21 protein-coding genes, 1 tRNA gene and 1 pseudogene are annotated in these 26578 nt (G+C 68.2%); 16 read left to right on the forward strand and 7 right to left on the reverse strand.

Annotation, left to right across the window (positions count from 1 at the left end; all coding sequences use genetic code 11):
• The 3 genes from H5411_RS13525 to H5411_RS13535 form a co-directional block, all read left to right on the forward strand.
• The coding region (locus H5411_RS13525; protein ID WP_183123955.1) for a hypothetical protein at nucleotides 1-999 on the forward strand (999 nt) is incomplete at its 5' end.
• Nucleotides 992-1933: a DNA methyltransferase gene (locus H5411_RS48425; protein WP_110341514.1), complete on the forward strand. Its 942-nt coding sequence runs from the start codon at nucleotides 992-994 to the stop codon at nucleotides 1931-1933. The genes H5411_RS13525 and H5411_RS48425, both read left to right, overlap by 8 nt.
• Nucleotides 1930-2724: a recombinase family protein gene (locus tag H5411_RS13535; protein ID WP_110341516.1), complete on the forward strand. Its 795-nt coding sequence runs from the start codon at nucleotides 1930-1932 to the stop codon at nucleotides 2722-2724. The genes H5411_RS48425 and H5411_RS13535 overlap by 4 nt, the downstream gene beginning before the upstream one ends.
• A 29-nt stretch (nucleotides 2725-2753) precedes the next feature.
• Here H5411_RS13535 and H5411_RS13540 read toward each other — a convergent pair whose 3' ends face one another.
• From H5411_RS13540 to H5411_RS13550, 3 genes are all read right to left on the reverse strand, one after another.
• Nucleotides 2754-3248 (reverse strand): hypothetical protein, encoded by a 495-nt coding sequence (locus H5411_RS13540; protein WP_110341518.1) that lies wholly within the window; start codon nucleotides 3246-3248, stop codon nucleotides 2754-2756.
• On the reverse strand, nucleotides 3215-3616 hold the full coding sequence (locus H5411_RS13545; protein WP_146240091.1) for a hypothetical protein: 402 nt from the start codon (nucleotides 3614-3616) through the stop codon (nucleotides 3215-3217). The genes H5411_RS13540 and H5411_RS13545 overlap by 34 nt, the downstream gene beginning before the upstream one ends.
• Nucleotides 3617-3790: 174 nt before the next feature.
• Nucleotides 3791-4069, reverse strand: coding sequence for a helix-turn-helix domain-containing protein (locus H5411_RS13550; protein ID WP_110341522.1), 279 nt, complete (start codon nucleotides 4067-4069; stop codon nucleotides 3791-3793).
• Between the two features lie 786 nt (nucleotides 4070-4855).
• Here H5411_RS13550 and H5411_RS13555 point away from each other — a divergent pair.
• From H5411_RS13555 to H5411_RS47545, 4 genes and pseudogenes are all read left to right on the forward strand, one after another.
• Complete coding sequence (locus tag H5411_RS13555) at nucleotides 4856-5035, forward strand: hypothetical protein (RefSeq protein WP_110341524.1); 180 nt, start codon at nucleotides 4856-4858, stop codon at nucleotides 5033-5035.
• Nucleotides 5036-5114: 79 nt separating this feature from the next.
• Nucleotides 5115-5621, forward strand: a complete 507-nt coding sequence (locus H5411_RS13560; protein WP_110341526.1) for a recombinase family protein — start codon at nucleotides 5115-5117, stop codon at nucleotides 5619-5621.
• A 71-nt stretch (nucleotides 5622-5692) separates the two neighbouring features.
• Nucleotides 5693-5986 (forward strand): recombinase family protein, encoded by a 294-nt coding sequence (locus tag H5411_RS13565; protein WP_110341528.1) that lies wholly within the window; start codon nucleotides 5693-5695, stop codon nucleotides 5984-5986.
• Between the two features lie 163 nt (nucleotides 5987-6149).
• Nucleotides 6150-6941, forward strand: a pseudogene (locus H5411_RS47545) (recombinase family protein); the annotation flags it as partial.
• Between the two features lie 883 nt (nucleotides 6942-7824).
• On the opposite strand, the gene H5411_RS13575 reads toward H5411_RS47545, so the two are convergent.
• A tRNA-Ala gene (locus H5411_RS13575) sits at nucleotides 7825-7897 on the reverse strand.
• Between the two features lie 92 nt (nucleotides 7898-7989).
• Here H5411_RS13575 and H5411_RS13580 point away from each other — a divergent pair.
• The 3 genes from H5411_RS13580 to H5411_RS13590 all read left to right on the forward strand — a co-directional run bounded on the left by H5411_RS13580 (nucleotide 7990) and on the right by H5411_RS13590 (nucleotide 13592).
• Nucleotides 7990-10407: a coagulation factor 5/8 type domain-containing protein gene (locus tag H5411_RS13580; RefSeq protein WP_312878216.1), complete on the forward strand. Its 2418-nt coding sequence runs from the start codon at nucleotides 7990-7992 to the stop codon at nucleotides 10405-10407.
• A 108-nt stretch (nucleotides 10408-10515) separates the two neighbouring features.
• Nucleotides 10516-12168: an NAD(P)/FAD-dependent oxidoreductase gene (locus tag H5411_RS13585; RefSeq protein ID WP_101435457.1), complete on the forward strand. Its 1653-nt coding sequence runs from the start codon at nucleotides 10516-10518 to the stop codon at nucleotides 12166-12168.
• Nucleotides 12165-13592: an ATP-binding protein gene (locus tag H5411_RS13590; protein ID WP_101435456.1), complete on the forward strand. Its 1428-nt coding sequence runs from the start codon at nucleotides 12165-12167 to the stop codon at nucleotides 13590-13592. Before H5411_RS13585 ends, H5411_RS13590 begins: the two co-directional genes overlap by 4 nt.
• 300 nt (nucleotides 13593-13892) lie before the next feature.
• Here the strand turns inward: H5411_RS13590 and H5411_RS47550 are convergent, their stop codons facing one another.
• Nucleotides 13893-15212: a hypothetical protein gene (locus H5411_RS47550; protein ID WP_246368955.1), complete on the reverse strand. Its 1320-nt coding sequence runs from the start codon at nucleotides 15210-15212 to the stop codon at nucleotides 13893-13895.
• A gap of 224 nt (nucleotides 15213-15436) precedes the next feature.
• On the opposite strand from H5411_RS47550, the gene H5411_RS13605 reads away from it, so the two are divergent.
• From H5411_RS13605 to H5411_RS13615, 3 genes are read left to right on the forward strand one after another with little or no spacing between them, the layout of a single operon-like run.
• Nucleotides 15437-16060: a pentapeptide repeat-containing protein gene (locus H5411_RS13605; RefSeq protein WP_183123956.1), complete on the forward strand. Its 624-nt coding sequence runs from the start codon at nucleotides 15437-15439 to the stop codon at nucleotides 16058-16060.
• 48 nt (nucleotides 16061-16108) lie between these two features.
• Nucleotides 16109-16708, forward strand: coding sequence for a sulfite oxidase-like oxidoreductase (locus tag H5411_RS13610; protein WP_183123957.1), 600 nt, complete (start codon nucleotides 16109-16111; stop codon nucleotides 16706-16708).
• The gene (locus H5411_RS13615; RefSeq protein WP_101435453.1) at nucleotides 16678-17421 is read left to right on the forward strand and encodes a ferredoxin reductase; all 744 of its coding nucleotides are present in this window, start codon (nucleotides 16678-16680) and stop codon (nucleotides 17419-17421) included. Before H5411_RS13610 ends, H5411_RS13615 begins: the two co-directional genes overlap by 31 nt.
• A gap of 13 nt (nucleotides 17422-17434) precedes the next feature.
• Here the strand turns inward: H5411_RS13615 and H5411_RS13620 are convergent, their stop codons facing one another.
• Both H5411_RS13620 and H5411_RS13625 read right to left on the reverse strand, forming a co-directional pair.
• Entirely contained in the window at nucleotides 17435-20083 is a 2649-nt protein-coding gene (locus H5411_RS13620) for a helix-turn-helix transcriptional regulator (protein ID WP_183123958.1), read from the reverse strand.
• Nucleotides 20080-21222 (reverse strand): Hsp70 family protein, encoded by a 1143-nt coding sequence (locus H5411_RS13625; protein ID WP_101435452.1) that lies wholly within the window; start codon nucleotides 21220-21222, stop codon nucleotides 20080-20082. The genes H5411_RS13620 and H5411_RS13625 overlap by 4 nt, the downstream gene beginning before the upstream one ends.
• Nucleotides 21223-21526: 304 nt before the next feature.
• Here H5411_RS13625 and H5411_RS13630 point away from each other — a divergent pair, with 304 nt between their 5' ends.
• From H5411_RS13630 to H5411_RS13640, 3 genes are all read left to right on the forward strand, one after another.
• Nucleotides 21527-22822, forward strand: coding sequence for an IniB N-terminal domain-containing protein (locus H5411_RS13630; protein ID WP_183123959.1), 1296 nt, complete (start codon nucleotides 21527-21529; stop codon nucleotides 22820-22822).
• Between the two features lie 97 nt (nucleotides 22823-22919).
• Complete coding sequence (locus H5411_RS13635) at nucleotides 22920-24692, forward strand: dynamin family protein (protein WP_183123960.1); 1773 nt, start codon at nucleotides 22920-22922, stop codon at nucleotides 24690-24692.
• 644 nt (nucleotides 24693-25336) lie between these two features.
• On the forward strand, nucleotides 25337-26536 hold the full coding sequence (locus H5411_RS13640; RefSeq protein WP_183123961.1) for a GTPase: 1200 nt from the start codon (nucleotides 25337-25339) through the stop codon (nucleotides 26534-26536).
• Nucleotides 26537-26578: the final 42 nt, after the last annotated feature.

Raw genomic sequence — 26578 nt, forward strand, 5'->3', positions numbered from 1 at the left:
CCCGCGATGACCCCGACACACGGCCACGACTCACCGGGAGACGGCTCCCAGGAGCACAGCCCGACCGACCCCCCGACCGTCCCGATCCCGCTACCGCACAGGCGGCGAACACCGCGCCTGCGCACCCTGCGCCTCAACCTGCGCCACCGGCGTCCCGCTCGGCCGAGCACCGTCTGGCCGTGCGCGCAAGACGACCTCCGCGAGGGCACCGGACTGCTCGCCAACTGGCTGCTGACCGCGGTCATCAAGCTCGTCACCACCTACACCCAGCCCGGCCAGCGGGTGCTCCTGCTCGACCCCGCGCCCTACCTCGCCCCACCCTCGTCGTGGTCGCCAACCGGGGGCCGCAACCAGTCCCGGCCCGGCCCGTACGCCGGACTACACGAAGCGGGCTGGACGGTGGTCCGACTCGGCCGCGGCGTCCAAACCCAGACCGCAGTCGCGCACCCCGACCCGGTAGACGAACACTCCGCTGACGCGTCGGTCGAGTCCGAGTCCGGACCCCGACCGCGCACCGACAGTCCGACCACCGACCAGCCCGCCGGGCCGTCGACACACCGCCGTCCCGGACCGGACTCGACCGCGACCGGCGCGGGTCCGGACCGCTACGACCTCGTCATCACCGCGGCCGACCCGCGCACCCTCGACTGGTTCCGTCCGGCCGACTGGGCCGGTCTGCTCACCCCGACCGGCACCCTCGCCGTCATCACTCACAGTGACCGGTCCCGTGATCGGCTCACCGACCCCGCCGGCTCGTTGGTGCGCGCCGCGCAGCACGCCGGACTGCACTACCTCGATCGCATCGCCCTGCTGCGCGTCCCCGTCCGCGACGGCGCCCTCGCGGTCGCGACCCCGGCCCCGCACCCCCGACCGCAGGGGCCAGCGCGCCCGCTCGCGACGCCCGCTCGGCACACCCAGGTGCATGACGACCTCTTGGTGTTCACCCGCCAGCCGGCCCTGACCGACGCCGCCGACGGGGAGGAGACCTCCGATGACTGACCGCCCCACGTCGCCTTGGCCGCTCCCCCTGCCGCCGGGGGAGGAGCCGCCGATGCCGCCGCTGTCGGTCTGGCCCACCGGCCAGCGCGACCCGCTCGCGCAGCTGCGCGACGCCGGCTGTGTGTCCGGCACCGAGACCGACATCGACCGGATTCCGCCCGCCGTCGCCGCCCACGCGATCGCCACCTACACCCGTCCCGGCGACCTCGTTCTCGACCCGGACTGCGGCGCCGGCACCGTCCTCGTTGAGGCACTGCGCGCCGGCCGTCACGCGCTCGGACTCACCTCCCGCACCCGGTGGTGGACGCTCGCTCGCGCCAACGTCACCGCCGCTAAGACCGCGGGCGCGTGGCGCGACGGCTCGGTCCTCGACGCCCGACCGAAGGTGCTCGCGACCGTCCGGGCCGCCGGGTTGATCGGGCGAGTCGGACTCGTCCTGACCACCCTGCGCACCGCGCCGGACCGCGCGAACGGTCCGGACCGCGACCCGGTCGAGTCCGCCCTCGCCGACCTCGCCACGACACTGCTCTACTGCGAGCCGCTGCTGCGCTCCGGCGGACACGTCGCCATCGTGACGCGACCCCTGCGGAACCCGGACGGCGCGCTGGTCGACCTGACCACCCCGCTCATCGCCGCCGCGACCTCGGCCGGGCTGTCCCCGGTCGAGCGGTGCATCGCACTAACCGCCGGACTGCGCGGCAACCGACTGGTCACCCGCGCCTCACTGGCCGAGCGCCGCGCCGCCGCCCGAACCCGCGCCGCCGGTACGCTGGCCGCGCTCACCGCGCACCACGAGGTGCTCGTCTTCCAACTCGCCCACGACGCCGAACTCGCCGCCGCCGCGGCAGCCGGCACCCCGTGGCCGACCGAGGACGAGGTCATCCGGCCCGCCGTCAACGGCGCCGAGTACCCCGGCTGGAGGCGAGCGGCATGACCACCCGCCTGTACTGCCGCGAGTGCGGCTGGCACCCCGAGTTCCGCCGCAAGCGCACCGCGCTTCGCGCCGCCGCATACCACCATTGCACCGGCACACCGGTGGCCGAGACCCGTCCACCATGGTGGGCCCACCTGTGGACAAACCTGTGGACAAGTCAGTCGGGTGCAACCGCCGTCGACCCCGAAGCACGAGCGGATGACCAGTCCGATGACGACGTATTGGTCGATGCCCGCGGCAACCGAATCCAGTGGGCCCCACTCGCCGCGCACCACGCCGAGACCACCCGCCGCGCCCGTCAGGCGATGGTCGAACTCGTCCGCGCCGGCTACCAAATCGGGCCGCCGCCCTACGGCTACCGAGCCCTGCGCATCCGGGTCACCGACCCCAGCGGACACAGCAAACTACGCGCGGTCCTCGTCCCGGACTGGCAGACCGCCGCCGTCGTCAAACAGATCTTCACCTGGCGCGCCGACCACGGCATGACGTTCGCCGTCATCGCCGCACGACTCAACAGCGACCCCCACCAGTACCCCGCCCCTGTGCCCAACGGGCGCTGGACCGCCAAGGGGGTCCGGCGGGTTGTCACCAACGTCAAGTACACCGGGCGCCAGGTCTGGGCTCGCACCGTCGCCGGCCGCCCGGCGCCCATCGAGCAATGGGTCACCTCGGCGCCGAAGGTGCACGAGCCACTCGTCGACGAGCGCACCTTCCACCGCGCCCAGCCCGGCGCTGCTGAAGGTCCGTCCGGCGCGGCGGACTCGGCCGACTCCCCGCCGAGCGCGGCATGACCTCCCGTCGGTGGACCCTCGCCGTCGCCTTACGCCGACTCAGCGTTCTCATCTATCTGCACGCGAACCCAGTCGGTGGTCACCGACCAAAACAGTGCCTTGTCCCACCGCCCGAGGATGCCCGCCCACACACCGGTGATCCCGTACTTCTCCACGTCCGGGGCACGGCTGGGCAACTCGTCCATCCGCAACGCGCGCAGCGCACTCCACCGACTCTGCCGGGCCCAGAAGAAGACCTGCCGATCAGCCTTGCCGGGTACTTGGAGCTTTCGCCAGTTGTCCGGCTTGTCCGCCAGGCATTGCTCGATCGCTTCCGGCAGATCGTTGGGGCCATGGCACACCTGCCCGTGAGCCAGAGACATGAAGATCTCCGGCGGACGCAGGCCCTTCACGTCGAACGCGGTTGCCGAGACCACCCTCAACCGCGCCAGGCCGTGAAACGGGCACGACGGATCATCACAGAGGCCCTGGACACGAGAAGACCAACGACTCATCTCCGACTCGCCCCGGCGCTCCATCTCCACGAGTTGGTCTTCGATCCGGTCAGCCAGCCCGCGGAACTCGGTGTTCCGCTCGTCAGTCCGAAGTTGTTCGGCATGTCGACCATCACCAGCCAGGTCCTGGTCAACCGAGACGAGGGCCTCGATGTCGTTGCGCGGCTGGCACGCCTCAACACGACCTCCGCGCCTTCATCAGCCAGGCTGGTTACCTCCAGCGCGCCGTCCTTGCCGATGTTGAAGTCGTACCTGGAGCCGCGACCACCACCTTCGTCCCAAGGGGTTACCGGCACGCCGCGCACCGACTCCACCAGCCGTCGAGCTTCTTCCTCGCCCTCCTTGGACATCGCACGCTTCGTCATGGCCACCATGCTGGCATCCAGCCAGCCGCGCACGCACACCACTTCCTCATCTTCGGAGTCCCCGGCGGACTGTCTGCGCTTCGCGCTCAGCTGGTATCGGCTGATTCGAACCACGTTGGTTCGGCAGGACTGTTTGCGGACAGCGTGTCCCCCGCAGGTATTGGGGAGGGCCGCGTGATGGCCGTCGCCGCATTCGCCGCCGCGGGCTCACTGCTCGCCGCGGGACTCCGTGGTGTCCGGTTCGACGAGCGAGACATCGCGTGGCGTGTCGATTCCGAACAGCTCGTTGGGCGTGCACCGCAGCGTCGTGCACAGCGCCTGCAAGGTCGCCACTTTCACCTGGACCGGCTGCTTCTTGATCAGCACGTCAACCGACTGGAGGGACAGTTCGAACCCGGCGCGTTGGATGAGGAGTTCGCGCAGCTGGGTCGCCGTCCAGACGTCGCGGGAGGCCATGACTTTCCGCAGCCGCCACTCGATCTGCACCCGCTGCCGTCCCGTCCCCGTCGCTCCGAGGCGCTTCGCGCCGTCGCCAACCGACGCTCAGTGTCCCCGATGGCGACCGAAGCCGGCCGCCGCACGTTCGGCGTGTTCAGCAGACACACACCCATGCACAGATGACACTTGAGATACACAGGCTGCACTAGATCTATTCAGGTGTTACCTTAGTTGAATGGCGCACCTGTCCCCGGTTCAACAGAGAGGAGGTGCTTCGGCACCCATCACGTTCATCGCCATGCCGACGCGCCGCCGTTCGCGGTCAGCGCCGGTAGCGATCTTCTGGACTCGCGTCGACCGCCCACCTCGTGCTGACGAGGTGACCCAGCACCAGTTCGGCAAGGCACACAGTCCTACCGAACGGCAAGAGTCCAACACGGCCACGAGCGCCGGCCCCACACAGACGCATGCGGGGAGTAGAGGCCCGTTGGTCGTGACAGCTTTGGCGGTCCCAGCTCATTCAACGCACGTCATGGTGCGTGCCCGCATCGCCGCGAAACCCGCTTCGCGCGGATCGGCGACCGCAGGTGTCGGCAGCTGGGAGTGCCCGCTGTGTCGACGGTTCCTGTCGCCGACCAGCAGCCCTGTGAACCTCCGCCAGCCGCGGGCTTCACGGGCACGAAGGGGGCGCTCATGTGCGCTCAACCTCGCAACCCCGATCAGGCCGACAACAACTGCGCCGACGTTCCTGCTCCGGCCGACCAGGAGCAGCAGGGAAGCCCCGTCAACGCGCCGAGCAGGCAACCCCGACGGCGCGTTGGCGCGAGCAGAGCTGTGCGCAACGTGGTGGTGCGCGGTGTCCGCCGCGATCCCCCCGACATGCGCAAGCTCGCGCGGGTGGTCGCCAGCCTCGCGGCAGACCTGGCGCAGGCCGAAGCCAGCGAGCAAACACTGCCCGCCGAGCCAGGCACCTCAGACGCCAGCCACCCCGATCACCGCCGCGACGCGGCATGACGTCGCGCGTTCGCGTTCGCGCAACGAACCCAGCGGATCGAAGCCACTCGCCAATGACTCGAAAGGAAGGTTCACCACAATGCCGCCTGCCACTTGCGATCCCCGCAGCCGTCGGGCCGCACACCCACGGACTCGACGGCTGGTACGCGTCGGCCTCTACCCGCGGTGGCCCACGCTCCGCGAAAGCGATCACCTGCAGACCTACGTCGCGGCCCAACCCGGTTGGCACATCGCTCTCCGCAGCAGCGACTACGCATCAGGCGGCACGCTGAAGCGTCCTGGGCTGCAACGGGTATTGGCGGCAGCCCGATCCGGAGTCATCGACGTGCTCGTCGTCAACCACCTGTACAGCCTTTCCCGCAAGACGCAGCACCTCGCCTTCGTGCTCAACGAGCTGACGTCCCGAGGCGTGCGGGTCGTCTCGGCCGCTGATCCCGCCCTCGACACGGAGACCGCGCACGGCCTCTTCCTCGTACGCGTGGTGAGTGCCGTCGCGGAGATCGAGCAGACCGGCGCACTCGCAGATCGTCGCGACCGTCGTCGCCACGACCAGCAATCCGCCGACGAGTCACCGCTCGCCGGGTAACTGCAAATCCCGCCGGGGCCCACTGCGCCGACCAGCACATCCCCATCCAGACCGACTCGTAACGAGGTGTCATGACCACCGACTACGCCAACTCGGACAACGAACTCCAGCCGTCGGATGCCCCTGCGCCCACCACCCGCGCGGTGATCTACACGCGCGTGGCCTCGCTCGGACGGGCCGAGACCGACCACAGCGTCACGGCCCAGCGTGCGGCATGTCTGCGCAAGGCCAGGGAACTGGGCGTCTGGCTCATCGACGAGTACGTCGACCCAAACGCTCGACTCTGGCGACGGCCGAAACGCCAGCTGTTCCGACGCATGCTCGCGCGGTTCCGCAGCCGTCGAGAAACAGCAACCCGGCCATGAATTCGCCGCTCGCCGGGAGCGCGCGATCCAGCCGCCAGGACCCACTCGCCGGTTGCACGGTCCTCCGTCCAGGCCGCCCTCAGAAGGAGGTGTCATGACCAGCGCCTATGCCGACTTCATCGATGAACTGCAGCAGGACGTCACCATCCCCATCCAGCCGCCGATGGACGACCTTGCCCCCGGCACTCGCGCAGTGATCTACCTGCGCGTGTCCTCGACCGGGCAAGTCCGGACCGACTACAACCCGGAAGGCATCTCCATTCCGGCCCAACGGGAAGCGTGCTTGCGCAAGGCGCGGGACCTGGGCGTCACGGTCATCGACGAGTACGTCGAGCCCGGACGCTCAGCCATGGAGATGACTAAGCGCGAAGCATTCCAACAGATGCTCGCGCGGGTGCGCAGCCAGGGCGACGTTGACGTCATCATCATCTACCAGCTCTCGCGCATGGCGCGGAACCGCTACGACGACGCGATCGTCATGGCAGACCTGCGCAAGCGCGGCGTCACCCTGGTCTCGGCCACCGAGGCCATCGACGACACCCCGGTCGGCCAGCTGATGCACGGCATCCTGGCCACGTTCAACGAGTACCAATCCCGCCAGTCCGGTGCCGACATCGCCTACAAGATGGGCCAGAAGGCCCGCAACGGCGGCACGCTCGGCCGCGCGAAGCTCGGCTACCTCAACCACATCGACCACTCCGACGGCCGCGTGATCCGCACGATCATCGTCGACCCCGAACGAGCGCCCTTTGTCCAGCTGGGTTTCGAGCTCTTCGCCACCGGCGACTACACGCAAGAAGAGCTGGCTGACGAGCTCTACGACCGCGGCCTCCGCACCAGGGCCACCCGGCGACACCCAGCCAAGAAGGTCTCCGAGAACAAGATTTCGCAAATGCTGCGCGATCGCTACTACCTCGGATACGTCGAGTACGACGGCGAAGAAATCCAGGGGCGACACGAGCCCCTCATCGACGAGGACCTCTTCGACACCGTCCAGGAGATCCTCGAATCGCGCATGACGGCACAAGAACGCCGTCGCGTCCACCACCACTACCTCAAGGGATCGCTGTTCTGTGGACGCTGCCAACGCGACGGCATCAAGCGGCGGATGATCATCCAACGGACCATCAACTCGAAGGGTGCCGAGTACCTGTACTTTTTCTGCCGCGGCCGGCAAAAGGGGCTGTGCCAAGCACCCCACGTCAACGTCACACTCGTCGAGGACGCGGTTGAGCGCCACTACTCCGCGATTCGCTTCAGCCAGCCGTTCATCGCTGACATGCGCGACCAGATCGATGCCGTGCTCGGCGAGCAGGAAAAGTCCGCACGCCTGCTGCGCAAGCAAATCACCACACAGCTCAAGGAACTCGACACGAAGGAGGAGAACTTGATCGACCTCGCCGCCGACAGCACGCTGCCTCGGACCAAGGTCAAGGAGAAGCTGCGCGACATCGCCCGCGAGCGCCGCCGGCTGGAGGAGCGCCTCGACACAGCCAACGCCGACCTCACCGACAGCGCCCAGCTCGTCAACGCCAGCCTTGCCCTCCTCGAACAGCCCGACCAGCTGTACCGACGCTGCAACGACCAACAGCGCCGCCTCCTCAACCAGGCGATCTTCCACGCCCTCTACATCGAGGACGACAAGATCACAGACGGTGAGCTCCGTGAACCCTTCGGCGAACTCCACGCCATCCAAGGTCAGCGGACCGCCGCATCCAACGCGGAGGACACAAACAAAAGGACCACCCGCAACGCGGGTGGTCCTTGCACGCCGTCAAGCGTCACGGTCCTACTTCGTGGCCTTCATTCAGGCACTTGTTCTAGTAAGACCCCTAGGGTGGAGCTAAGGGGACTCGAACCCCTGACCCCCTCACTGCCAGTGAGGTGCGCTACCAGCTGCGCCATAGCCCCGAAGCAGAGGTGAACTCCGCATCTCGTATGGACATACAGTACACCCCGGCTTCAGCGCCTTCGCCAGGGGGTCGGTTACGTGCCGCAGGCGCGTGGGAGAGGTTTGCCGATCTGGTCGAATCGACTTTCCTGTCGACGGCTCCGGGCGTATTAGTGCAGGTCGTCTGCCCTTCCTGACTTTTCTTCAGGTTTTCGTTGAGTGCCGGTGTGTCCGCGGTTACATTCCTCACGCAGTCGTGACGTCGAGCCGACCGTCGCCATCTGGCGGACCGCGTCTCCGGCCGGGGGCCGCCTGGTGGTCCGGTCTCAGCGAGGAGGTGGCGATGAATCCCGAATCACGGAGAGTCGCGGCTCTAGCGCTGACGCCTCCGAACTCGGCTGGTTACTTTCCCGCCCGGAACGATGGAGCGCTGCCCGATCAGCCCATCGGGGCGAACGCATGGCCTGGCCAAACCGCGACGGCGAACGCTGCTCCGCCGCTCGCCACACCAGTCTCGCTCGCCCGCTCGTACACCGGCACCGGAACAATCGCGCACGATTGGCACTTCCACCTCACCCTTGAGGGCGACGACGAGGCGACCACCCGGCCCTCCCGCTTTGCCCCGGCAGAGGACAAGGACATCTCGGGAAACCGCTGGACCGCAGTCCCGCAGCGAGCGCCGTCCACCGCGCCTGACCCGCAATGGCCAGCACATCCGACTACGCAGGTTGTGGATCTTGGCTCCGGCCGCGTCTGCGAACCGCGCCCGGCCGGACTGGCTGCCGACCGTGCGGAGCCGCAGGAGCACGGCCGTCCTGACATCGCCGACCGGTCGTTCACACTGGCCTCTGTGGGTGGCACTACTTCTTCGCCGCCGGGACAAGTGGACCTGGGGCCGAACGTCGTTGTTTTCGATCCGTCGATGCCGTGCGCGAGCATCCAACGCAAGCTCGACGCGATCTTCGCGGAGCAGGAGAAGAACCAGTTCGGCAGTCAACGCTACGCGGTGCTGTTCAAGCCGGGCACATACTCCAACGACGTGAACGTCGGCTTCTACACCCAAATCCTCGGGCTGGGCAGCACACCCGACGCCGTGACGATCAACGGCGCGGTGCACGTAGAGGCAGACTGGCTTCCCCCGAACAACGCGACCCAGAACTTCTGGCGCGGCGCGGAAAACCTGTCAGTGAACCCCGTCGGGGGCGCGGATCAATGGGCTGTTTCGCAGGCGAGCCCGTACCGGCGCATGCACGTTCGAGGCGACCTTCGCCTCGACGACGGCGGCGGCTGGTCGAGCGGTGGTTGGATCTCGGACACGAAGATCGACGGCCAGGTCCGCTCAGGGTCGCAACAGCAATGGATCTCGCGTGATTCGCAGTTCGGCAGTTGGAATGGATCCACCTGGAACATGGTTTTCGTCGGAGTGGAAGGTGCTCCCGCCGGCAATTTTCCGGACCCGCCCTACACGACGATCGGCCAAACCCCGGTCGTCCGCGAGAAGCCGTGCCTCCAGGTCGATGAGTCCGGTGACTACCGGGTGTTCGTGCCGGCACTGCGAAGCAACACATCCGGGGTTACCTGGGAACATGACACCGCACCAGGTGCGGCGCTGCCCATCGACCAGTTCTTCATCGCGAAGCCTGGCGCTACCGCGGACCAGATGAACGCGGCGCTGACGGCGGGCAAGAACTTGCTGATCACCCCAGGCGTGTACCACCTTGATCAGCCGCTCCACGTGACCCGCCCGGACACCGTTGTCCTCGGGCTTGGCATCGCGACCTTGGTGCCAGACGGCGGCATCACCGCGATCGATGTCGACGACGTGGACGGGGTGAAGATCGCCGGCCTGCTGATCGACGCCGGAACGACCTCGTCGGCCATGCTCATGCAGGTCGGCGCTCCAGGAGCGGGCGCGGACCATTCAGCGAACCCGACCTCGCTGCACGACGTGTTCTTCCGCGTCGGCGGTGCCGCTGCTGGCAAAGCTCGCACCAGCCTCGTCGTCAACAGCAACGGCGTGATCGGCGACCACCTGTGGCTCTGGCGAGCCGACCACGCAGCCGACGACAGCCACGTCGGCTGGAGCTCTAATACTGCCGATACCGGACTGGTGGTGAACGGCAACGACGTGACCGTCTACGGGTTGTTTGTCGAACACTTCCAGAAGGCGCAGGTGGCCTGGAACGGAAACGGGGGGCGCACCTACTTCTTCCAGAACGAGATGCCCTATGACGTCCCCGACCAGGCAGCCTGGATGAACGGCGAGATTGCGGGCTACGCCGCGTACCAGGTCGCCCCGGAAGTGACCAGCCACCAAGCCTGGGGCTTGGGCAGTTACTGCTTCTTCAGCACGAACCCGTCGGTGGCCTGCTCGCACGCCTTCGAGGCACCGACGGCACCGAATGTGCGGTTCCACGACATGGTGACGGTTTCGCTCAACCACCAGGGAACGATCACTCGCGTGATCAACGACGTCGGCGAAACCACCCCGGCGGGGACGAAACCGGTGAACTTAGTGCGCTACCCGTAGCCGCCTCCTGGACAACCGGTGCCCGTCGCGGTGGCGGCCGCGACGGGTGCCGGTCCCTGGTCTTGTTGTTTGCCACGACAGCCGGCGGGACACCGTAGGCTGTGCCGTGTGAGCCAGCCGATCCTGATGACCGTCGACGACGACCCCGCCGTTTCGCGGTCGGTGGCGCGCGACCTGCGTCGCCGCTACGGCAAGGACTACCGCGTCATCCGTGCCGACTCGGGGGCCGACGCCCTCGACGCCCTTCGCGAGATCAAGCTCCGCGGCGACGCCGTCGCGGCGATCCTCGCCGACTACCGCATGCCGCACATGGACGGCATCGTCTTCCTGGAGAAGGCGATGGATCTTTTCCCCAACGCCCGGCGCGCGCTGCTGACGGCCTACGCCGACACCGACGCCGCGATCCAGGCGATCAACGTGGTCGACGTCGACCACTACCTGCTCAAGCCCTGGGACCCGCCCGAGGAGAAGCTGTACCCGGTCATCGACTCTCTCGTCGAGACCTGGCTCGCGGTCGGCGATCGTCCGGTGGAAGAGACGAAGCTGATCGGGCACCGGTACTCGGCGCCGTCGTTCCGGATGCGCGACTTCCTCGCCCGCAACGCCGTCCCGTACCGCTGGTACTCGGTCGACGACGAAGAAGGCAGCCGCATCCTCCAAGCCGCTGGGGCGTGCGAGACCGACATCCCGGTCGTGGTGACGCCGGACGGCACCGTGCTGAAACAACCATCGGGAAGCGAGATCGCCAACGCGGTGGGCCTTTCTACCCAGCCCGCGCAGGACTTTTACGACCTGGTGGTGATCGGCGGCGGACCGGCCGGACTCGGCGCCGCAGTGTACGGCGCTTCCGAGGGACTGCGAACCGTGCTGGTCGAGCGCAAGGCCACCGGCGGCCAGGCCGGGACCAGCTCCCGGATCGAGAACTACCTGGGCTTCCCGGACGGAGTGTCCGGCGCGCAGCTCACGGACCGAGCCCGCCGCCAAGCGCAGAAGTTTGGCGCCGAAGTGCTCACGGCACGCGATGTCGTGGGTCTGGAAGCGCGGGGGTCGAGCCGGGTCGTGATCTTCGGCGACGGATCCGAGATCGCGGCGCACTCCGTGATCCTTTCCAGCGGCGTCAATTACCGAGCGCTGGAAGCCGAGGGAATCGCGGAGCTGACCGGCCGCGGCGTGTACTACGGCTCAGCCGCGACGGAAGCACCTGAGTGCTCGAACGACCACGTGTACATCGTCGGCGGCGCGAACTCCGCGGGCCAGGCAGCGGTGTTCTTCGCCCAGCACGCCACCGACGTGACGCTGCTGGTGCGTGGCGCGTCGCTGGAATCGTCGATGTCGCACTACCTCATCGAGCAGATCGCTGCCATCGAGAACGTCCACGTCCGCACGCACACCACGGTCGTCAAAGCTCATGGCGACGATCACCTCGAAGCCATCACGGTCTGCAAAGACGGCGTGACCGAGAAACTGGACACGGAACACCTCTTCATCTTCATCGGAGCCGCTCCGCGAACGGAGTGGCTGGGGAAAGGCGTCCTCCGGGACGCCCACGGATTCGTCCGGACCGGCCCAGACCTCGTGGAAGACGGGCGCAGGCCGCCGGGATGGACTCTGGACCGCGATCCGCATTACCTGGAATCGTCAGTGCCCGGCGTGTTCGTGGCCGGAGACGTGCGCTCGCAGTCGGTGAAACGCGTGGCGTCCGCCGTCGGCGAGGGCGCCATGGCCGTGACCCTGGTCCACCGTTACTTGGAGGAACAGTGACTCAGCCCGCCTTGCCGCGCGAGGAACTGCGCAGCCTGTTCTTGTTCGAACATCTCTCCGACGCGCAGCTCGATTGGATCGAGCAGAACGCGGTGCGCGAGGAGTTCAAGGCCGACTCCGTGGTGATCCGCGAGGGCGACCCGGCGACGTGCTTCTACGTCCTGCTCAACGGCGCGCTGCGGATGACCCGCGTGGTGGCCGGAGCCGAGGTCGAGATGAAGCGGTCCGACCAGCGCGGTTCCTATTGCGGTGCAACGCAATTTCTGGCCTACCAGGACAGCGAAGCCACCTACGGTGCGACGATCTACGCCGTCAGCGACCTGACTTTCCTCACGCTTCCCGCCGCCGAGTTCGCCGTCGAATTCCGGCAGTGGTTCCCGATGGCGGCGCACCTGCTGGAGGGGATGTACCTCGGCTGGCGCAACACCGATGCGCTGGTGTCGTCGCGCCGCAGGCTCGTCGCCCTCGGTGAGTTGTCCGCCGGGCTCATGCACGAACTCAACAACCCGGCCGCGGCCGCGGTGCGGGCGACTGCCGCACTGCGCGAGCGCGTCGCCGGCATGCGGCACAAGCTGGCGATCCTGGCGAAGAAAGACATCGACCCGGATCTGCTCGAGCTGCTGCTCGACGTGCAGGAACGCCTGGTGAAACAGGTCGGCGACGCGCCCAAACTCTCCGCGATGCAGCAGGCCGATCGCGAGGACGAGATCGGCGATTGGTTCGACGACCACGGCATCGACCAGGGCTGGGACCTCGCCAGTATCTTCGTCGCGGCCGGGCTCACTCCGGAGAATCTCGACCGCGTTCTCGAGTCGGTGGGCGAAGGACTGCTCGACGGCGCGATCCGCTGGCTCGCGTACGCGCTCGAAACCGAGATGCTGATGGGCGAGATCGAAGACTCGACCAGCCGGGTTTCCACGCTCGTGGGCGCGGCGAAACAGTACTCGCAAATGGATCGCGCGCCGCACCAGTTCATCGACGTCCACGAAGGACTCAACTCCACGCTCGTGATGATGTCGGGCAAGCTCGGCGAGGGAATCCGCGTGGTCAAGGACTACGACTGCTCGATCGACCGGATTCCGGCCTACGCCGCCGAGCTGAACCAGGTGTGGACGAACATCATCGACAATGCCGTCAGCGCAATGGGCGGCGAGGGAACGCTGACCCTGCGCACCTGGCAGGTCGGCAAGCAAGTGCGGGTCGAGATCGGAGACACCGGGCCGGGAATCCCGGAGGAGGTGCGCCAGCGCATCTTCGAGCCGTTCTTCACGACCAAGGACGTCGGCGAAGGCACCGGCCTCGGGTTGGACATTTCGTGGCGGATCGTCGTGGAACGGCACTCGGGCGACATCAAAGTGACGTCGGAACCGGGCGACACGCGATTCGAGGTCTGCCTTCCGGTCGAGGAACAAGCGTCGCTCTGAACGCGTGCTGGTCTGTGGAGATCCGGCGCAAGGCCGGGATCTTCGGTTTCTTCGGAGCAGTTCTGCGGCGGCTGTCATCAGTGGTGTCCCCTCGGAGCGAACTGACGGCTCGCTTCCGAGGTTAACCGACCGCACCGACAGGATTTCCGCTCGTGTTCCAGTTTCCCTTGTGCGCCAACGGTTTTCGATATATCCCTGATCGGGTGATGATTTAGAACTGTTGTTCGAGCACTCTGGAACGCGGCAGTGCTGCATCCAGTGATCGGGCCCAGAGGGGGTCCGGTGGGTGCCGCCGCCGGTTCAGGGGAGGGACCGTGATCCGAATCCGGGAAGTGTCAGTGTCATTGCCGCTGTCGTCAGCCAGGTCAGCAGGTCCGGCAACGGAATCCGGGCGAGCCGCCCGGGCCATTCGTCGGCTGCGATCGTCAGCGCGAGCTTGTCTTCGTCCGGCCGGATTCCGGTCAGGCGCAACCCTTTCGGCAGATCCGGGAGGGGGAGCACGATCGGCCGGATCCGCTTCGGCGGACGCCTCGTCCACCGTCCGACATGGAGCGCGGTCGGCGTCAGCACTATCGCTTCGTCTTCGATGTCTGCGGCGAGAGTCAGAAACCCCCAGTGCGGACGCTTCCGCCAGCGCACCCGGAACCCTTCCGCATGCGGCGTCGCGACCAGATCCGGACGTGCCGCGGCGACCCGATCCCGCACCACGGTCCCGCTCATTTCTATCTCGAGCTCGACAGATCCGGGAATCACCGCAGGCGAAGGCAATCCTCGAAGCCGTACGTCCTTGGCGAGCACAGTTACCCGCCGCAGCGGAATGCGGTCGACGTCTGGTTGTGCGGGCGTCTCGGCAGTTGGCCGGGTTGCCGGGTCGGCTTCGCGACCGGTGGACGCCCGTCCGGAGTCGCGTCGAGAAGTCGGTCGTTCAGCTTCGGATCGTCGCGCGCTTGGTGCGTCAGGTCCCGAGGTGGGGTTACCTGCTGCGGCACCTGGTGTGGCTTCCGCGATGCGGCGATCATGTTGCGATTGACCAGAATCCGACGATGCCGTGTTCTCTTGTGGACCGGACAGGCGTGCGGCAGTTCGGTCGTCGGTGGACTGTGCGACGCGGTCAGGCGCAAGACCATCCGCATCCGGCGGGCCGTCGTGCTTGCTCGTTTCGTCGGCGAGGGACTGAGTGCCCGGCGCAGCAGGCGCACCGGACGCGTCCGCGGTGGTCGGGTCCGTCTTTTCGCCACGCGCGTTCGACGTTGCTGCGGCCGCTCCCGTTCGAGACGAACGGGCAGTGCCGGCAAGGCTGCCAGGGCCGTGCTCAACGGGGCTCGCCGAGCTGTTCGGAACGGGCCAGTCGACATCTTCCGCGACAATGCGGACGTCCCCCACCCGACCGGTGGCCAGACGAAGCGAGTCCGCCGGATAGTCGAGTTCGGTGAGGGTCAGGCCCACTTCGTGGCCTTGCACCGTGGTCGTAAGGCGACGGCCCACCAGTTGCTCGGTGACGGTCCGGGCGAGTGCGGCCGGGGTCGCGGGCACTGCGGGCAGCAGTGCTCGGCCCGCGGCGGCCAGGCCCGACAGTTCGGGCCAGGGCACCCAGGCATCGAACCATCGGCCTTCGCTCATTCGGCCATCGTATGGCGGTCCTGAGGAGACCGCTCCTCGCTGTGGCATGAGCCGCGTAACAGAGGGGAAGTAGCCGACCACGCAAGCCGACCGAGCAACAGGCGGCACGGCAAGTGTTGCGGTCCTGGTGATTCTGGCCACCACCGGCCAGAATCCCGTGGCGACGAGACGCTTGGCTTTGCATCCGGCACCTCACCGGCAGGGCGGCGAACTAGGCTTGGCGAATGTCTGAACACGGCCAGGAGCCGTCTGGTGCCGAGACCGTCGAGGACCGCGTCTACCGGCGGGAAGACTGGTACGCGGAGGAGTTCGCGGCGCGTCGGTTCGCGCGCTGTGAGTTCCACCAGGTCGACCTCACCGAGGCGATCACGCGCGGTGTCACCTTCCTGGACTGTGTGTTCGGAAACGTCCAGTTCAACGCTTCCCGGCACACCGACTCGGCGTTCACCGGTTGCGTGTTCAAAGGGTGCAACCTGTTCGATGCCGAGTTCACCGGGTGCAAGCTGGTCGGCAGCCGATTCCAGGACTGCGACTTGCGCCCTCTGCGCGTGACCGGCGGAGACTGGTCTTTCGTCGGCTTGAACGGCGCGGACCTGCGTGGAGTCACGTTCCAAGGGGTCCGGATGCGGGAAGCGGACCTGACCAAGGCGAAGTGTTCGGGAGCAGTGTTCACCGACGTGGATCTGTCCGGGGCGGAGCTGCAGGACATCGACCTCACGCGCGCTGAGCTTCGGGGAAGCGATCTGTCGTCGCTCGACCTGACTCGTGCGCTGCTGACCGGCGCGATCGTGTCTCCGGAACAGGCGGCGGTGCTCGTCACGTCGCTAGGGCTGCAGGTCCGCGGGTAGTCTCGCGTCTGGAGGACTGAGCTGTCGGATATGTCCGGAGGGAGCGCGATGGGCATCGTCACACCAGGCTTCACCGGACGCGCCCGCGGTGCCAATCCGCGGCTGCCGCCAGGGCAGTATCTCGCCGAAGACTTCCCGGTTCTCTCGGCAGGCCCCACCCCTCGGGTGAGCACAGAGCGATGGGAGTTCGCGGTCGTGACCGAGCGCGGCGAACGTCGCTCATGGTCGTGGCCGGAACTGATGGCGTTGCCGAGCGAGAAGATCACAGTCGACATCCATTGCGTCACCCAATGGTCCAAACTGGACACTCATTGGCGTGGCGTGCCAGTGGACGCGCTCGTCGGGGATCTCGATACGGCCGCTGATTACGTTATGGCGCATTCCTACGGCGGCTACACCACAAACCTTCCGCTCGCGGACCTCCTCGGCGGGCAAGCCTGGATCGCCTACGAGTACGGCGGCAAGCCGCTCACCCCGGAACACGGCGGTCCCGCCCGGCTGCTGGTGCCGCACCTCTACTTCTGGAAGTCCGCGAAATGGGTGCGTGAGCTGCGACTCGCGACGAAGGACGACCCGGGCTTCTGGGAAGCGGCCGGTTACCACGACTACGGAGATCCATGGCGGGAACAGCGGTATCAGGGCGACTAGCGTGGCGTGTCGCCAGGCTCGCCGAGATCCGGCAGGAGACACCGACCGCGCGCACGCTGGTCTTCGACATCCCAGGATGGCCGGGGCACCTCGCGGGACAACACGTCGACGTTCGCCTCACCGCAGCTGACGGCTACACGGCACAACGCAGTTATTCGCTCGCCGCGCCCGCGAACGGGGATCGAATCGAACTGACCGTGCAACGGGTAGCCGACGGCGAAGTGTCCGAACATCTCACCGGCCCGTACGCGGTCGGCGACCCGGTCGAAATCCGCGGTCCGATCGGCGGCTGGTTCGTGTGGCGTCCCACCGATTCGCCCCCTGTCCTGCTCGTCGCCGGCGGCGCGGGCATCGTCCCGCTGATGGCGATGATCCGGGCTCGGCGCGAAGCTGGCAGCAAAGCACTGTTCCGGCTGGTCTACTCGCTGCGTACCCCAGCGGAGCTGTACTACGCCGAGGAACTTCGCCGACCATACGCGGGCTTGGACATCACTTACGTCTACACGCGGGAACTTCCGGAAGGACAGTCCGGCATTCCGCGGCGCATCGACGTTGCGACGTTGAACACCGCCGCGTGGCCAGCTGACTTCGGTGCCACGACGTACATTTGCGGGCCGACCGGGTTCGTAGAGACCGCCGCGGACATCATGCTCGCGTTGGGACACTCGCCGCAGTCGATCCGGACTGAGCGTTTCGGCCCCAGCCGGGACTGAGGCCGTCCACGACTCAGTGCACGGTCGGTTTGGCGAGCAGTTCGCGCAGGGTCGCGAGAAGTTCGCGACGGTCTGCGGCACCGAGTTTGCCGCGGATGCGCGCCATGTGATGTTCGACAGTCTTGCCGGAGATGAAGAGTTTGCTGCCCGCTTGTTTGTAAGTCAGACCGTCGACGACCAAGCGGGCGACCTCCAGTTCGCGTTCGCTGAGTGCACTCAAGCCGGTCGCCGCGCCTGGCGTCGGGGTAGTGGACTCAAGACGCCCCGTCGTGCCCTGGAACTGCCGAGCCGCCTCGAGTAGCTGGACCATCGCCTTGCGGTCAGAGGTGCGGATCGCGGCTTGTCCGGCCAGCCGGGCCGCGTCCCAGCGCAGGTCCAGTTCGTGAAGTTCCGCGGCTGCTGCGGAGATTTCTCCTGGATCGAACGTGCCGCTGAGCACCGCGAGCCAGCACCCGGCGGCGCGGGCGAGCGCGGCTGGGTAGCGGCCGCAGTCTGCGAAGTGGTTCAGTGCTGCCAGTTGCCGTTCGGCGGTGGCGCGGTCTTCCGTGGTGATCGCGGCGTGCAGTTCGTGCCAGCACAGCGAGACCGTCCACAAAGGAGGATTGCCGAGGCGGTCGAGCATGGCGTGCGCGCGCTCCAGCCGACGGGACAGCTTGGCGTGCGCGCCGGTCCGAGCGGCTGCGATTGCCAGTTCGCCCAACGGCAACAGCGTGAACAAGTCCACTTGCTGTCGCATGGACGCCTGATATGCCCGCTCCCACGACTGTTGCAGTCCGACCAGGTCACTCGCTCGCCGGGCGAGGCCGAGTTCCAGGGTCGCGAAGAACAACTCGTCGCGGGCTTCGAGTTTGGTGCCGGCGACGGCGTCTCGGTGTTCAGTCGCGGCGGCGAGATGGCCGCCGGTCATCGCGACCCAGCCCAGCAGCAGCCGGTGCCGGGTCGCGAGCAGATCGCCGCCGACACTGCTGGCTAATGCTCGTTCCAGCACTGATTCTGCGAGCGCCAGCTCGCCCGCGTGCAGACCGGCGAGTGCCGCGAGTGCGGCGGGACTGTCCGACAGCGGTGCGCCGCCGACCGCTGGTTCGAGCATCGCTGCGGCGCCTACGAGCGTCGGCAACGCCTCTGTTCCGCAACCGAACACCGATTCGACGATCCCGCTCGCTGTTCGCGCTGCGGCCCCGGTGAACAACGTCGGCGCGACTCCCGGCATCGGGACGTTGGAGACAGTTTGGCCGTCGGTGGCCTGGCCAGTTCCGACGAGGGCGATCGTGGCGAACGCGTCCACCGCGCCAGGGCCTACCCAGCGATAGCTCTCGCCGTTTGGTTGAGGCGAGGTGGGGAACGGGGGTGGGGAAGAGGGATCTGTAGGCACTCCCGCAGCGTTCGCCTGGTGGGGGAGCGCGGAACCTTGAGAGTTTGTCGAGTCGGCTGGCGTCAAGTGGTCTGTGGCTTGGGGGTTCGTTGCCGCAGCGAGGCTCTCGTTGCCGGGACCGGTGGAGTCATGGCCACCGGAGTTGGAGGCCGGAGTAGCTATGTGTTGACGAGACCAGTTGTCCGTGGCTGCGGCCCAGCGGTACAGCTCCGCGGTTCGGGCCAGTTCGCCGCGGTGGGCCAGGACAGTCGCGGCGATCTCGGCACCAGCGGCTCGGGCTTCGGGGTCTTCGCCGGACAACATGCCGTCGCCCAGGCGGAGAGCGGTGTCCAGATCGCCGGACAATGCGGCGGCGCGGGCCCAGCCGGTGGTGGTCGCGGCATCGCGGGCACCGGCCTCGGCTGCGGCTTCGAAGAGGCGCGCGGCGTGCTTTGGGTCCGTGGGGAGGGCTTCGTTCGCTGCGGTTGCGAACGCGGTTGCCGCGGAGGCACCGGAGCTGCCTGCGTCGAGCAGGGAGGTCGCGAGGTCAAGGACGGGCAGGCCGCGAGTCAGCTGTGCTTCCACGAGTTGCTGCAGCACCGCTAGGCGTCGGGCGGGCGGTCCGTATGCGCGGACTGCTTCGGCGGCGGCAGGTAGGAGGACGTCTTCGGCGTCGAGGAGGCCGGTGGCGCGGGCTCCGTCGACGACTTCGGGCAGTTCATCTGGTGTGCGCTCCAGCAGCGAGCAGAGCAGGTCGAGGTTGCGGGCCGCGCCGGCTTCGGCGGCGATGAGGTAGCGGAGAACGTCGTCGTCGAGTGTGGCCAGCTCAGCGCGGAAGTCGGCGAGGCGGGCGGTTACGACCCGTTCCACGAGACGAGGAACACCGCCGGTGCTGGCGTGCAGGGCGGAGGCGTCGGCAGTGCGGCCGGTGAGTTGTTTCGCCAGCTTGCCGACTTCGTCGACAGTCAGCGGCGGCAGCAGCAGCGTTTCGCCGAGAGCTCGCAATGCTTGCGCGCGAGGGTTTGGACGGTGTGCCACCACGAGCGGCCCCTCCTTGGCGGCCGCGAGCATGGTGAGTCTGGTCAGGTCTTCGTCGTCGAGCTGGTCGGCGTCGTCGATGACAGTGGCCTCGACGCCCGCTTCGCGGTAGCTGCGGTCGAGGGCATCCAACAAGGCAGTCTTGCCGTAGCCGCCAGGTGCGACGACCACGAGCCGAACTGGGGCCGCGGGGGTGTCGGCGAGTTCTTCGAGGAGGCGGCGGGCTGCGGGGTGGACGGCGTCGTTGCCGGTTTTCGCCAGCAATGCGTTCAACAGTGACCTTCACCGGAGGGAGCTGTGGCTGGGTGGGCGCACGAGCTCAGGACAGGGGGACGGGGAGAAACGGGTTCCTTGTCGGCGGTCGCTTCGTGTGACGTGAGGACCGCGATCAAGATCGAGGAGCTGATCGCCAGCACTGCTGCCGCAGCGGCGAGCGGTCGCCATCGACGCAACAGTTTGGCAGCACCCTCCGGCTCCGGCAGCGTGAATGGAGTGATCTCCACCGGCGGCCGCTCGGGTCTTTCCGGAAGCTCGGGTTCGCGGTCGACGCGCGGCAGCAAGGTGGTCTCGGGGGCGGGGGCTTCCCTCCGCGCGAGAGGCCTCGTCCGTTGGCTGGCGAGGACCCCGGCGCCGATGGCGGCCGTATCCGCGGGTTGCGGGCCGAGGAAAAACGGGCAGGGCAGACGTCCGGGGAGGGCGCCGTGGCCGGGTTCGCCGCAGAACACGATGCCGGCCAGCGACTCGGGGGCGACGTTGGCTGCCTGCGCGAGGCTGAACGCGGTGCTGACCGCGGAACCCGGCGCGACGCCTTCGCTGCTGTTCCGGGCGATCCAGCCGCTGGCTCCCGAGGCGGTCGCCAAGGTGACCGTGACGCCATCCGGACCGAACTCGCACACCGCGGCCGTCCGGTCGCCCGCACCGGGTTCCGGGAGGTGGGCGTACAGGGCGGCGACCGCGCTGGGAACGAGAGTGACCGCGGAGAACCCGGACTCCGCGAGCGACTGGCGCAGGAGTTCGCGTCGGTAACCGCCCCAGTCACCGGGGTGGGTGATGACGAGCTGGCGCGGCGGTCCGCCGGCCTGGCTGGCCGCGACGTCGGCGATGCCCTCGATGAAGACGGTCGTCAGGGATTCCGGGGTGAAGGGTTCGCTGCCGATGAACACCGGCACGTCGTCGCCGATGCGGCGGTGGAAACCGGTGACCAGCCGGGACGGCACGGCAGCACCGGCTTGCGTGGCCGCATCGCCGGTGAGCAGGTAGCCCTCGTCGTCGAGGAAGAGTGCGGTCGCCGTCGCGGGCGAGGTCTCGCCCAGCCACAGCGGCTCGGGATCGTCCCACCGGTCACCTTGCCTGCGGCGGAGCGCGGCGTGGGTCCGGACAGTTCCGAGGTCGATGCCGAGCACGTAGGGCACCGCCGCTTCCTCCCTTCGTCGCAGTCCGGGTTCGGCCAAGGGGCGTAACTCACTGAACGGATACGCATCCTCACCCGTTCGGGTCAGACGGGCAAGAGTGGGGTGGGATTTAACCCAACCGGGTTCCGCGTGTCCGATCCCCTAACTCCCTAACGATCTCATATCGACCCCCTAACGGCTGAGCGAGGCGCGACTGGGTGTAAACCCCGATGTGAGCGGGGGCGCCCCGTCCCTACGTTGAGCGCCACGCCTGGCCCGGGAGGGCCGGGCTTTCCCCGTAATCACTACAAGTGGAGATCCCCCCATGGATTCGGTGCAGACTCTGCACGACTTCACGCTCACCTTGCTCCAAGACCCGTCCGCGCTCGCCGCTTTCGGCCAGGACCCGCAGGCCGCGCTGGCCGCTGCTGGGCTGGGCGACATCAGCGCCGCCGACGTGCACGAGGTCGCGCCGCTGGTGCTCGACTACGTCCCGGTGGACCACCTGGCCTCGCTTGGCCACCTGCCCCAGGCGGGCAACCTGACCACTGCGCTCGGCGACGGCCCGCAGGGCGCGATCGAGCAGCTGCAGGCGCTCACTGCTTCGCTCGGCGCCTCGGGTGGCAGCGCGTCGGCCAGCGGCGAGGCCGCTGGCGGTGCGGAGGCGTCCGCGGGCGGCCCGGCGCTTCCGGGCCTCGGCGAGCTGCCGGCGGTCCCGGGCGTGGGCGAGCTGCCGGGTGCGGGTGCGGTGCCGGGCATCGGCGACCTGCCCGTCGTCAGCGACGTGGCTGGCACTTCGCCGCTGCCCGCGGCCGGTGAGCTGCCGGGCCTCGGCGAGCTGCCGGCGGCGCCGGGTCTCGGCGAGCTTCCGGGCGTCGGCCACCTGCCGGGTCTTGGCGAGCTGCCGGGTGCCGGTGCGCTTCCGGGCGTTGGCTCGCTGCCTGGTGTCGGCGACGTCGCCAGCGCGGTTCCGGCGCTTCCCTCCGCCGGCGAGCTGCCGTCCGTTCCGGGGCTGCCCGCGGCGCCGGGGCTCGGCGAGGTGCAGAACGCCGCCGCGTCCGTCACCGCCCTGGCGCAGAACCCGGCCAGTGCGCTCGCGCTGGGCAACGACCTGGCCAGCGGCCTGGACTCCAACGCCGTCGCGCAGGCCAGCGGCCAGGCGGCCACCGCGGCTGAGGGTGCTGTCTCGCAGGTGCAGCACGTCGGCGGCGAGCTGGCGGCGGCTTCGCCGGTCAACGTCGGCGACCTGCCGGTCGCGAACTCCGGCGCACAGTTCGCCAACCACGCGGCCGAGGCCGGCGGCGGGATTGCCGGGCACGTCAGCGACGCGGTCGGGACCGCCACCGACAACGTCGGCAGCCTGAGCAACACCCTCAGCGCCAACGGGCTGAACCACGCTGTGAACGGTGTCACCCAGCAGGCGCACTCGCTCATGTCGCACGGTGACTCCGAGCGTTCCGACGCGGTCAACGAGACGCACACCGGGACCGACGCCGGCGTCGGCATGGTGCACGACACCGTCTCGTCGGTCTCCGACCTCGGTCACCAGGGCCTCGGCCTTGACCTGCACGCCGGCGCGGAGTCCCCGCACGGCGGCGGTGAGCTGCACATTTCCCTCTGACCAAGGGTGATTCGCGGGTGGCTCCGCGGTCTGGGCGAGACCGCGGAGCCACCACCCGGTTCGGATACTCCCCGTACACGGGGGACACTGGTTCGCCGTGACGGCTCCAGCTTGGCTCGAAGTGCTCGCCGAGACCGCGGATGCCTGCCGGACGCACGGCCGGGAAGACCTGGCGCAACGTCTTCGCCGGCGTCAGGACCGGCCGCCGGGGGGCACGCGGGTCGCTGTGCTCGGCTTTCCCAAGCAAGGCAAGGGCTACCTGGTCAACGCGGTGCTCAACGCGCCGGTCTGCCCGGTCGGCGACGCGGCGACTCCCGCGGTGCCGATCGAAGTCGGGTATGCGGCCGAACCCGGTGCGACGCTGGTCGGACGCGCCGACGAACGCGTCCCGGTCGACATCGAGAAGCTGACCGGCGAGGTCGGAGCCCGACCGGCCGGGTCGCTGCGGCGGGTCGAGGTCGGGGTCCCGCGCGACTTGCTTTCCGCGGGCTTGGTGCTCATCGACACTCCCGCGATCGGTGACCCGAGGTCGCCTCGCACGGCTGCGGCTCTCGACGTTCTCGCGGACGCCGACGCGGTCATTCTCGTTTCCGACGCTGCCGCTCCGCTGGACCAGGCCGAGCTGGCGTTGGCGCGGCACGTCCGGACGTGGTGTCCGCACGTGGTCATAGCGCTGACCAAGATCGATGTCAGCGCCGGATGGCGCACGGTCGCCGAACAGAACCGGACCGCGCTCTCCGCGGCCGGGATCGACTCGCCAGTGCTGCCGGTGTCGGCGACGGTTCGTTTCGCCGCGGCCAAGGGCGGAGATCAAGACCTCAACGCGCGGTCCGGGTTCCCCGAACTGCTGTCCTGGATAGCGACGCAGGTGTCGCGACCGGCGGAGAGCACGGCCGCGTTGCTCGCCGCGGTGAGCGTGCGCGCAGCGGCGGCCGAGTTGGTCGAGACGTTGCGGGCGCGCGCCGAGGCCGCCGGGCAGGAAGCAGGCGTCGACCAGACGACGTTGCTGCAACGCTCCCAACGTCGCGCTGACGAACTGCGCCGACGCAACAGCCGCTGGCAGAACCTGCTGGCGGACGAAATCGCTGACCTGCAGTCCGACGCGGAGTACGACCTGCGCGAACGCACCAGGAAGATCGTCGAGACGATCGACGAGACCTTCGACCGCGGGGACCCGGTGAAGGTGTGGGACGAGTTCGGCCCGTGGCTGGACCGCACGCTCGCCGAAGCCGTCGAGACGACCTACACGTTCGCGGCCGAGCGCGCGGAATGGATCGCGCAGGCCGTGGCGGCGGCCTTCGGCGCGCAGTACGACCTGCCGGAACTGGCCTTGACCGACTCCGGCGCGGACCGGATCGCCGAAGTACGGCAGCCGCGGATCGAACGGTTCAAGATCGGGCAGAAGGCGTTCACCGGTCTGCGCGGTTCGTACGGCGGCGTGCTGATGTTCGGCCTGGTGACCGGGTTGGCGGGGTTGCCGTTGATCAACCCGGTGTCGATCGGCGCCGGCGTCGCGTTCGCGGCGAAGACGATCAGCGACGAGGGCGGCATGCGGCTGCAACGCCGGCAGGCGGTGGCCAAGATGACCGCGCAACGGCACGTCGACGACGTGTTTCTGCGGTTCAGCAAGGAATGCCGCGACGCGATCCGGCATGTGCAGCGACGGTTGCGCGACCACTTCACCGAGCTCGCTGACGCTCTTGCCGACGAGTTGACGCGCGAACGCGAGATGATCATCGCCGGCTCGGCCGAGCGGGAACGGCGCAGTGCGGCGCTGCGGCGGGAGATCGACCGGCTCGCGGGATTGCACAAGCGGGCTGGGGAGTTGGGGATGCTGGCTAGCCGGGTGCCCAAGGAGTTGCCTGCGTGACCTCGGCGGGGAGAGCACGGTGTTCCGGCGGCTCTCCACCCGCCGGGGTGCCAGGCAACTGGTCGCCTGAGTGACTGCTTGTGCAACGTCGGGCGGTTCGGCGGCTCTCCGCGGACGGGGGCTGAGCAACCGGTGGCCTAAGGGACTGCTTGTGCGACGTCGGTCGAGATGGCTCATGGTTCTGTGCGGAGAGGGAATGCTGGCCGAACGGGTGCCTGAGGAGTTGGTTGCGTGGCTTCGGTTTGATGGCTGGGTGCGGGGCGTTTAACCGTGCTCGTGGCCGTCTTCGGGCTTGAGTGACCTGAATCTCCGATGGGGTTCGGTGCTGGGCTTCGGAGTCGCTGCGGAGCGGGTTCCGCATCATGGGGCATCTGGCGCGTTGAGCCGTTTTGTCGTGTCGCAGGCGGTTCGGCGGGTCCGGACGAGTCTTGCGTGGTGGATCCGCGCCGGTTGAATGGTGGCTTGCTTCGGTCGCGGGAGCTGGGGCGGGAGATGCGGAGGGCTCGGTCGTCGGAAATGTGCCGTACTTGGGCGGTTGACGTCGGCTGGGTTCGCAACAGCGGGCTTCGGTGAGCGGCGTATTGCCGGGTAGTCGAGGATGTTCGGGGCTGTGCCGGTGAATCGAGCGAGGAGTGGTGTCGCGCGTGGTTGAGGACGTTCGGGCTCTTTTGGCGGATGCTTGTGCGTACTACCGCGACAGTCCGCGGGCTTCGGCGTTGCTGGGGGAGGCTCTTGACCACCTCGACGAGCCACTTCGGGTAAGCATCGGAGGGCCTGCGGGGACGGGGAAGACCACGCTGGCTGCCGCGTTGGGGGATTGGCCGACGCGGGCGTTGCGCGATCTGGAGTTCCTCGATGCGCCGCATCCGTCGACGCTCACTGACGCGTCTGTACAGCTGCTCCGTCACCTTGAGCCCGACCAGTTGGCGACGCTGCGTCCGACAGCGCCTTCGGCGTTCGCGCGGCAGACGGCCGTTGACACGATCCTTGTGCTTGCGCGTGCGGACGAGACCGGCGCGGGGCGGATTGACGCACTGCTCACCGCGAAGCAGATTGCGCGGCGCGCGTGGCGCGAAGACCCACTGTGCAGCGGGTTTCAAGGCGTGATCGCAGTGGCGGCGCAGCTTGCGTACGGGGCGCGCGCGTTCACTGATGACGAATTCGAGCTTCTCGCGGCCTTCGCGGCTGTGCCGCGCGAGGAATTGGAACGGTATCTGCTGTCGGTGGATACCTTTACTGATCCGGCGTTTCCGGGGCCAGTGTCGGTCGAGACGCGACGGTCGTTGGTGGTGCGCTTCGGGTTGTTCGGAGTGAAGCTCGCGCTGACGCTGATCCGTACGGGCTGCGATGACCGCGTGAAGCTGTCGGCGGAACTGGTGCGGCGTAGTGGTCTTGGCGAGCTTCGCGACACCATTGCGGGTTGTTTCGCTGCGCGTGCGGACGCGTTGCGTGCGCGGACGGCGTTGATTCGGTTGGAGACCGTGTTGAACGCGGAGCCTCGTCCGCACAGTGACCGGCTTGCGGCGCGGGTGGAGCGGTTTTCGGCCAGCGCGCATGATTTCCGCGAGTTGCGGTTGATCGCGGACATTCGCGGCGGGCGTACTGCGTTGGCGGGGGAGTCGGCGGAGGAAGCTGTGCGGTTGCTGGGTGCCGAGGGGACGGCGTCAGAGGAGCGGCTGGGGCTTGCGGCGGGCACGGATCCGCGGGAGATGTATGAAGCCGGTCTCGACGCGGTGATGCGGTGGCGGCACGAGGCGGAGCGGCCGGACCGGGCGCTGGCGGAGCGGGCCGCGGCCCAGGTTGTGGTGCGCAGTGCCGAAGGATTGCTGGCGCAGTTCGTTTGACCGGGACGGTTGGCCGCGGATGACAGACTGGGGCGGTCGGCC

The sequence above is a fragment of the Amycolatopsis echigonensis genome (assembly GCF_014174495.1).
In the GTDB taxonomy this organism is placed as follows: domain Bacteria; phylum Actinomycetota; class Actinomycetes; order Mycobacteriales; family Pseudonocardiaceae; genus Amycolatopsis; species Amycolatopsis echigonensis.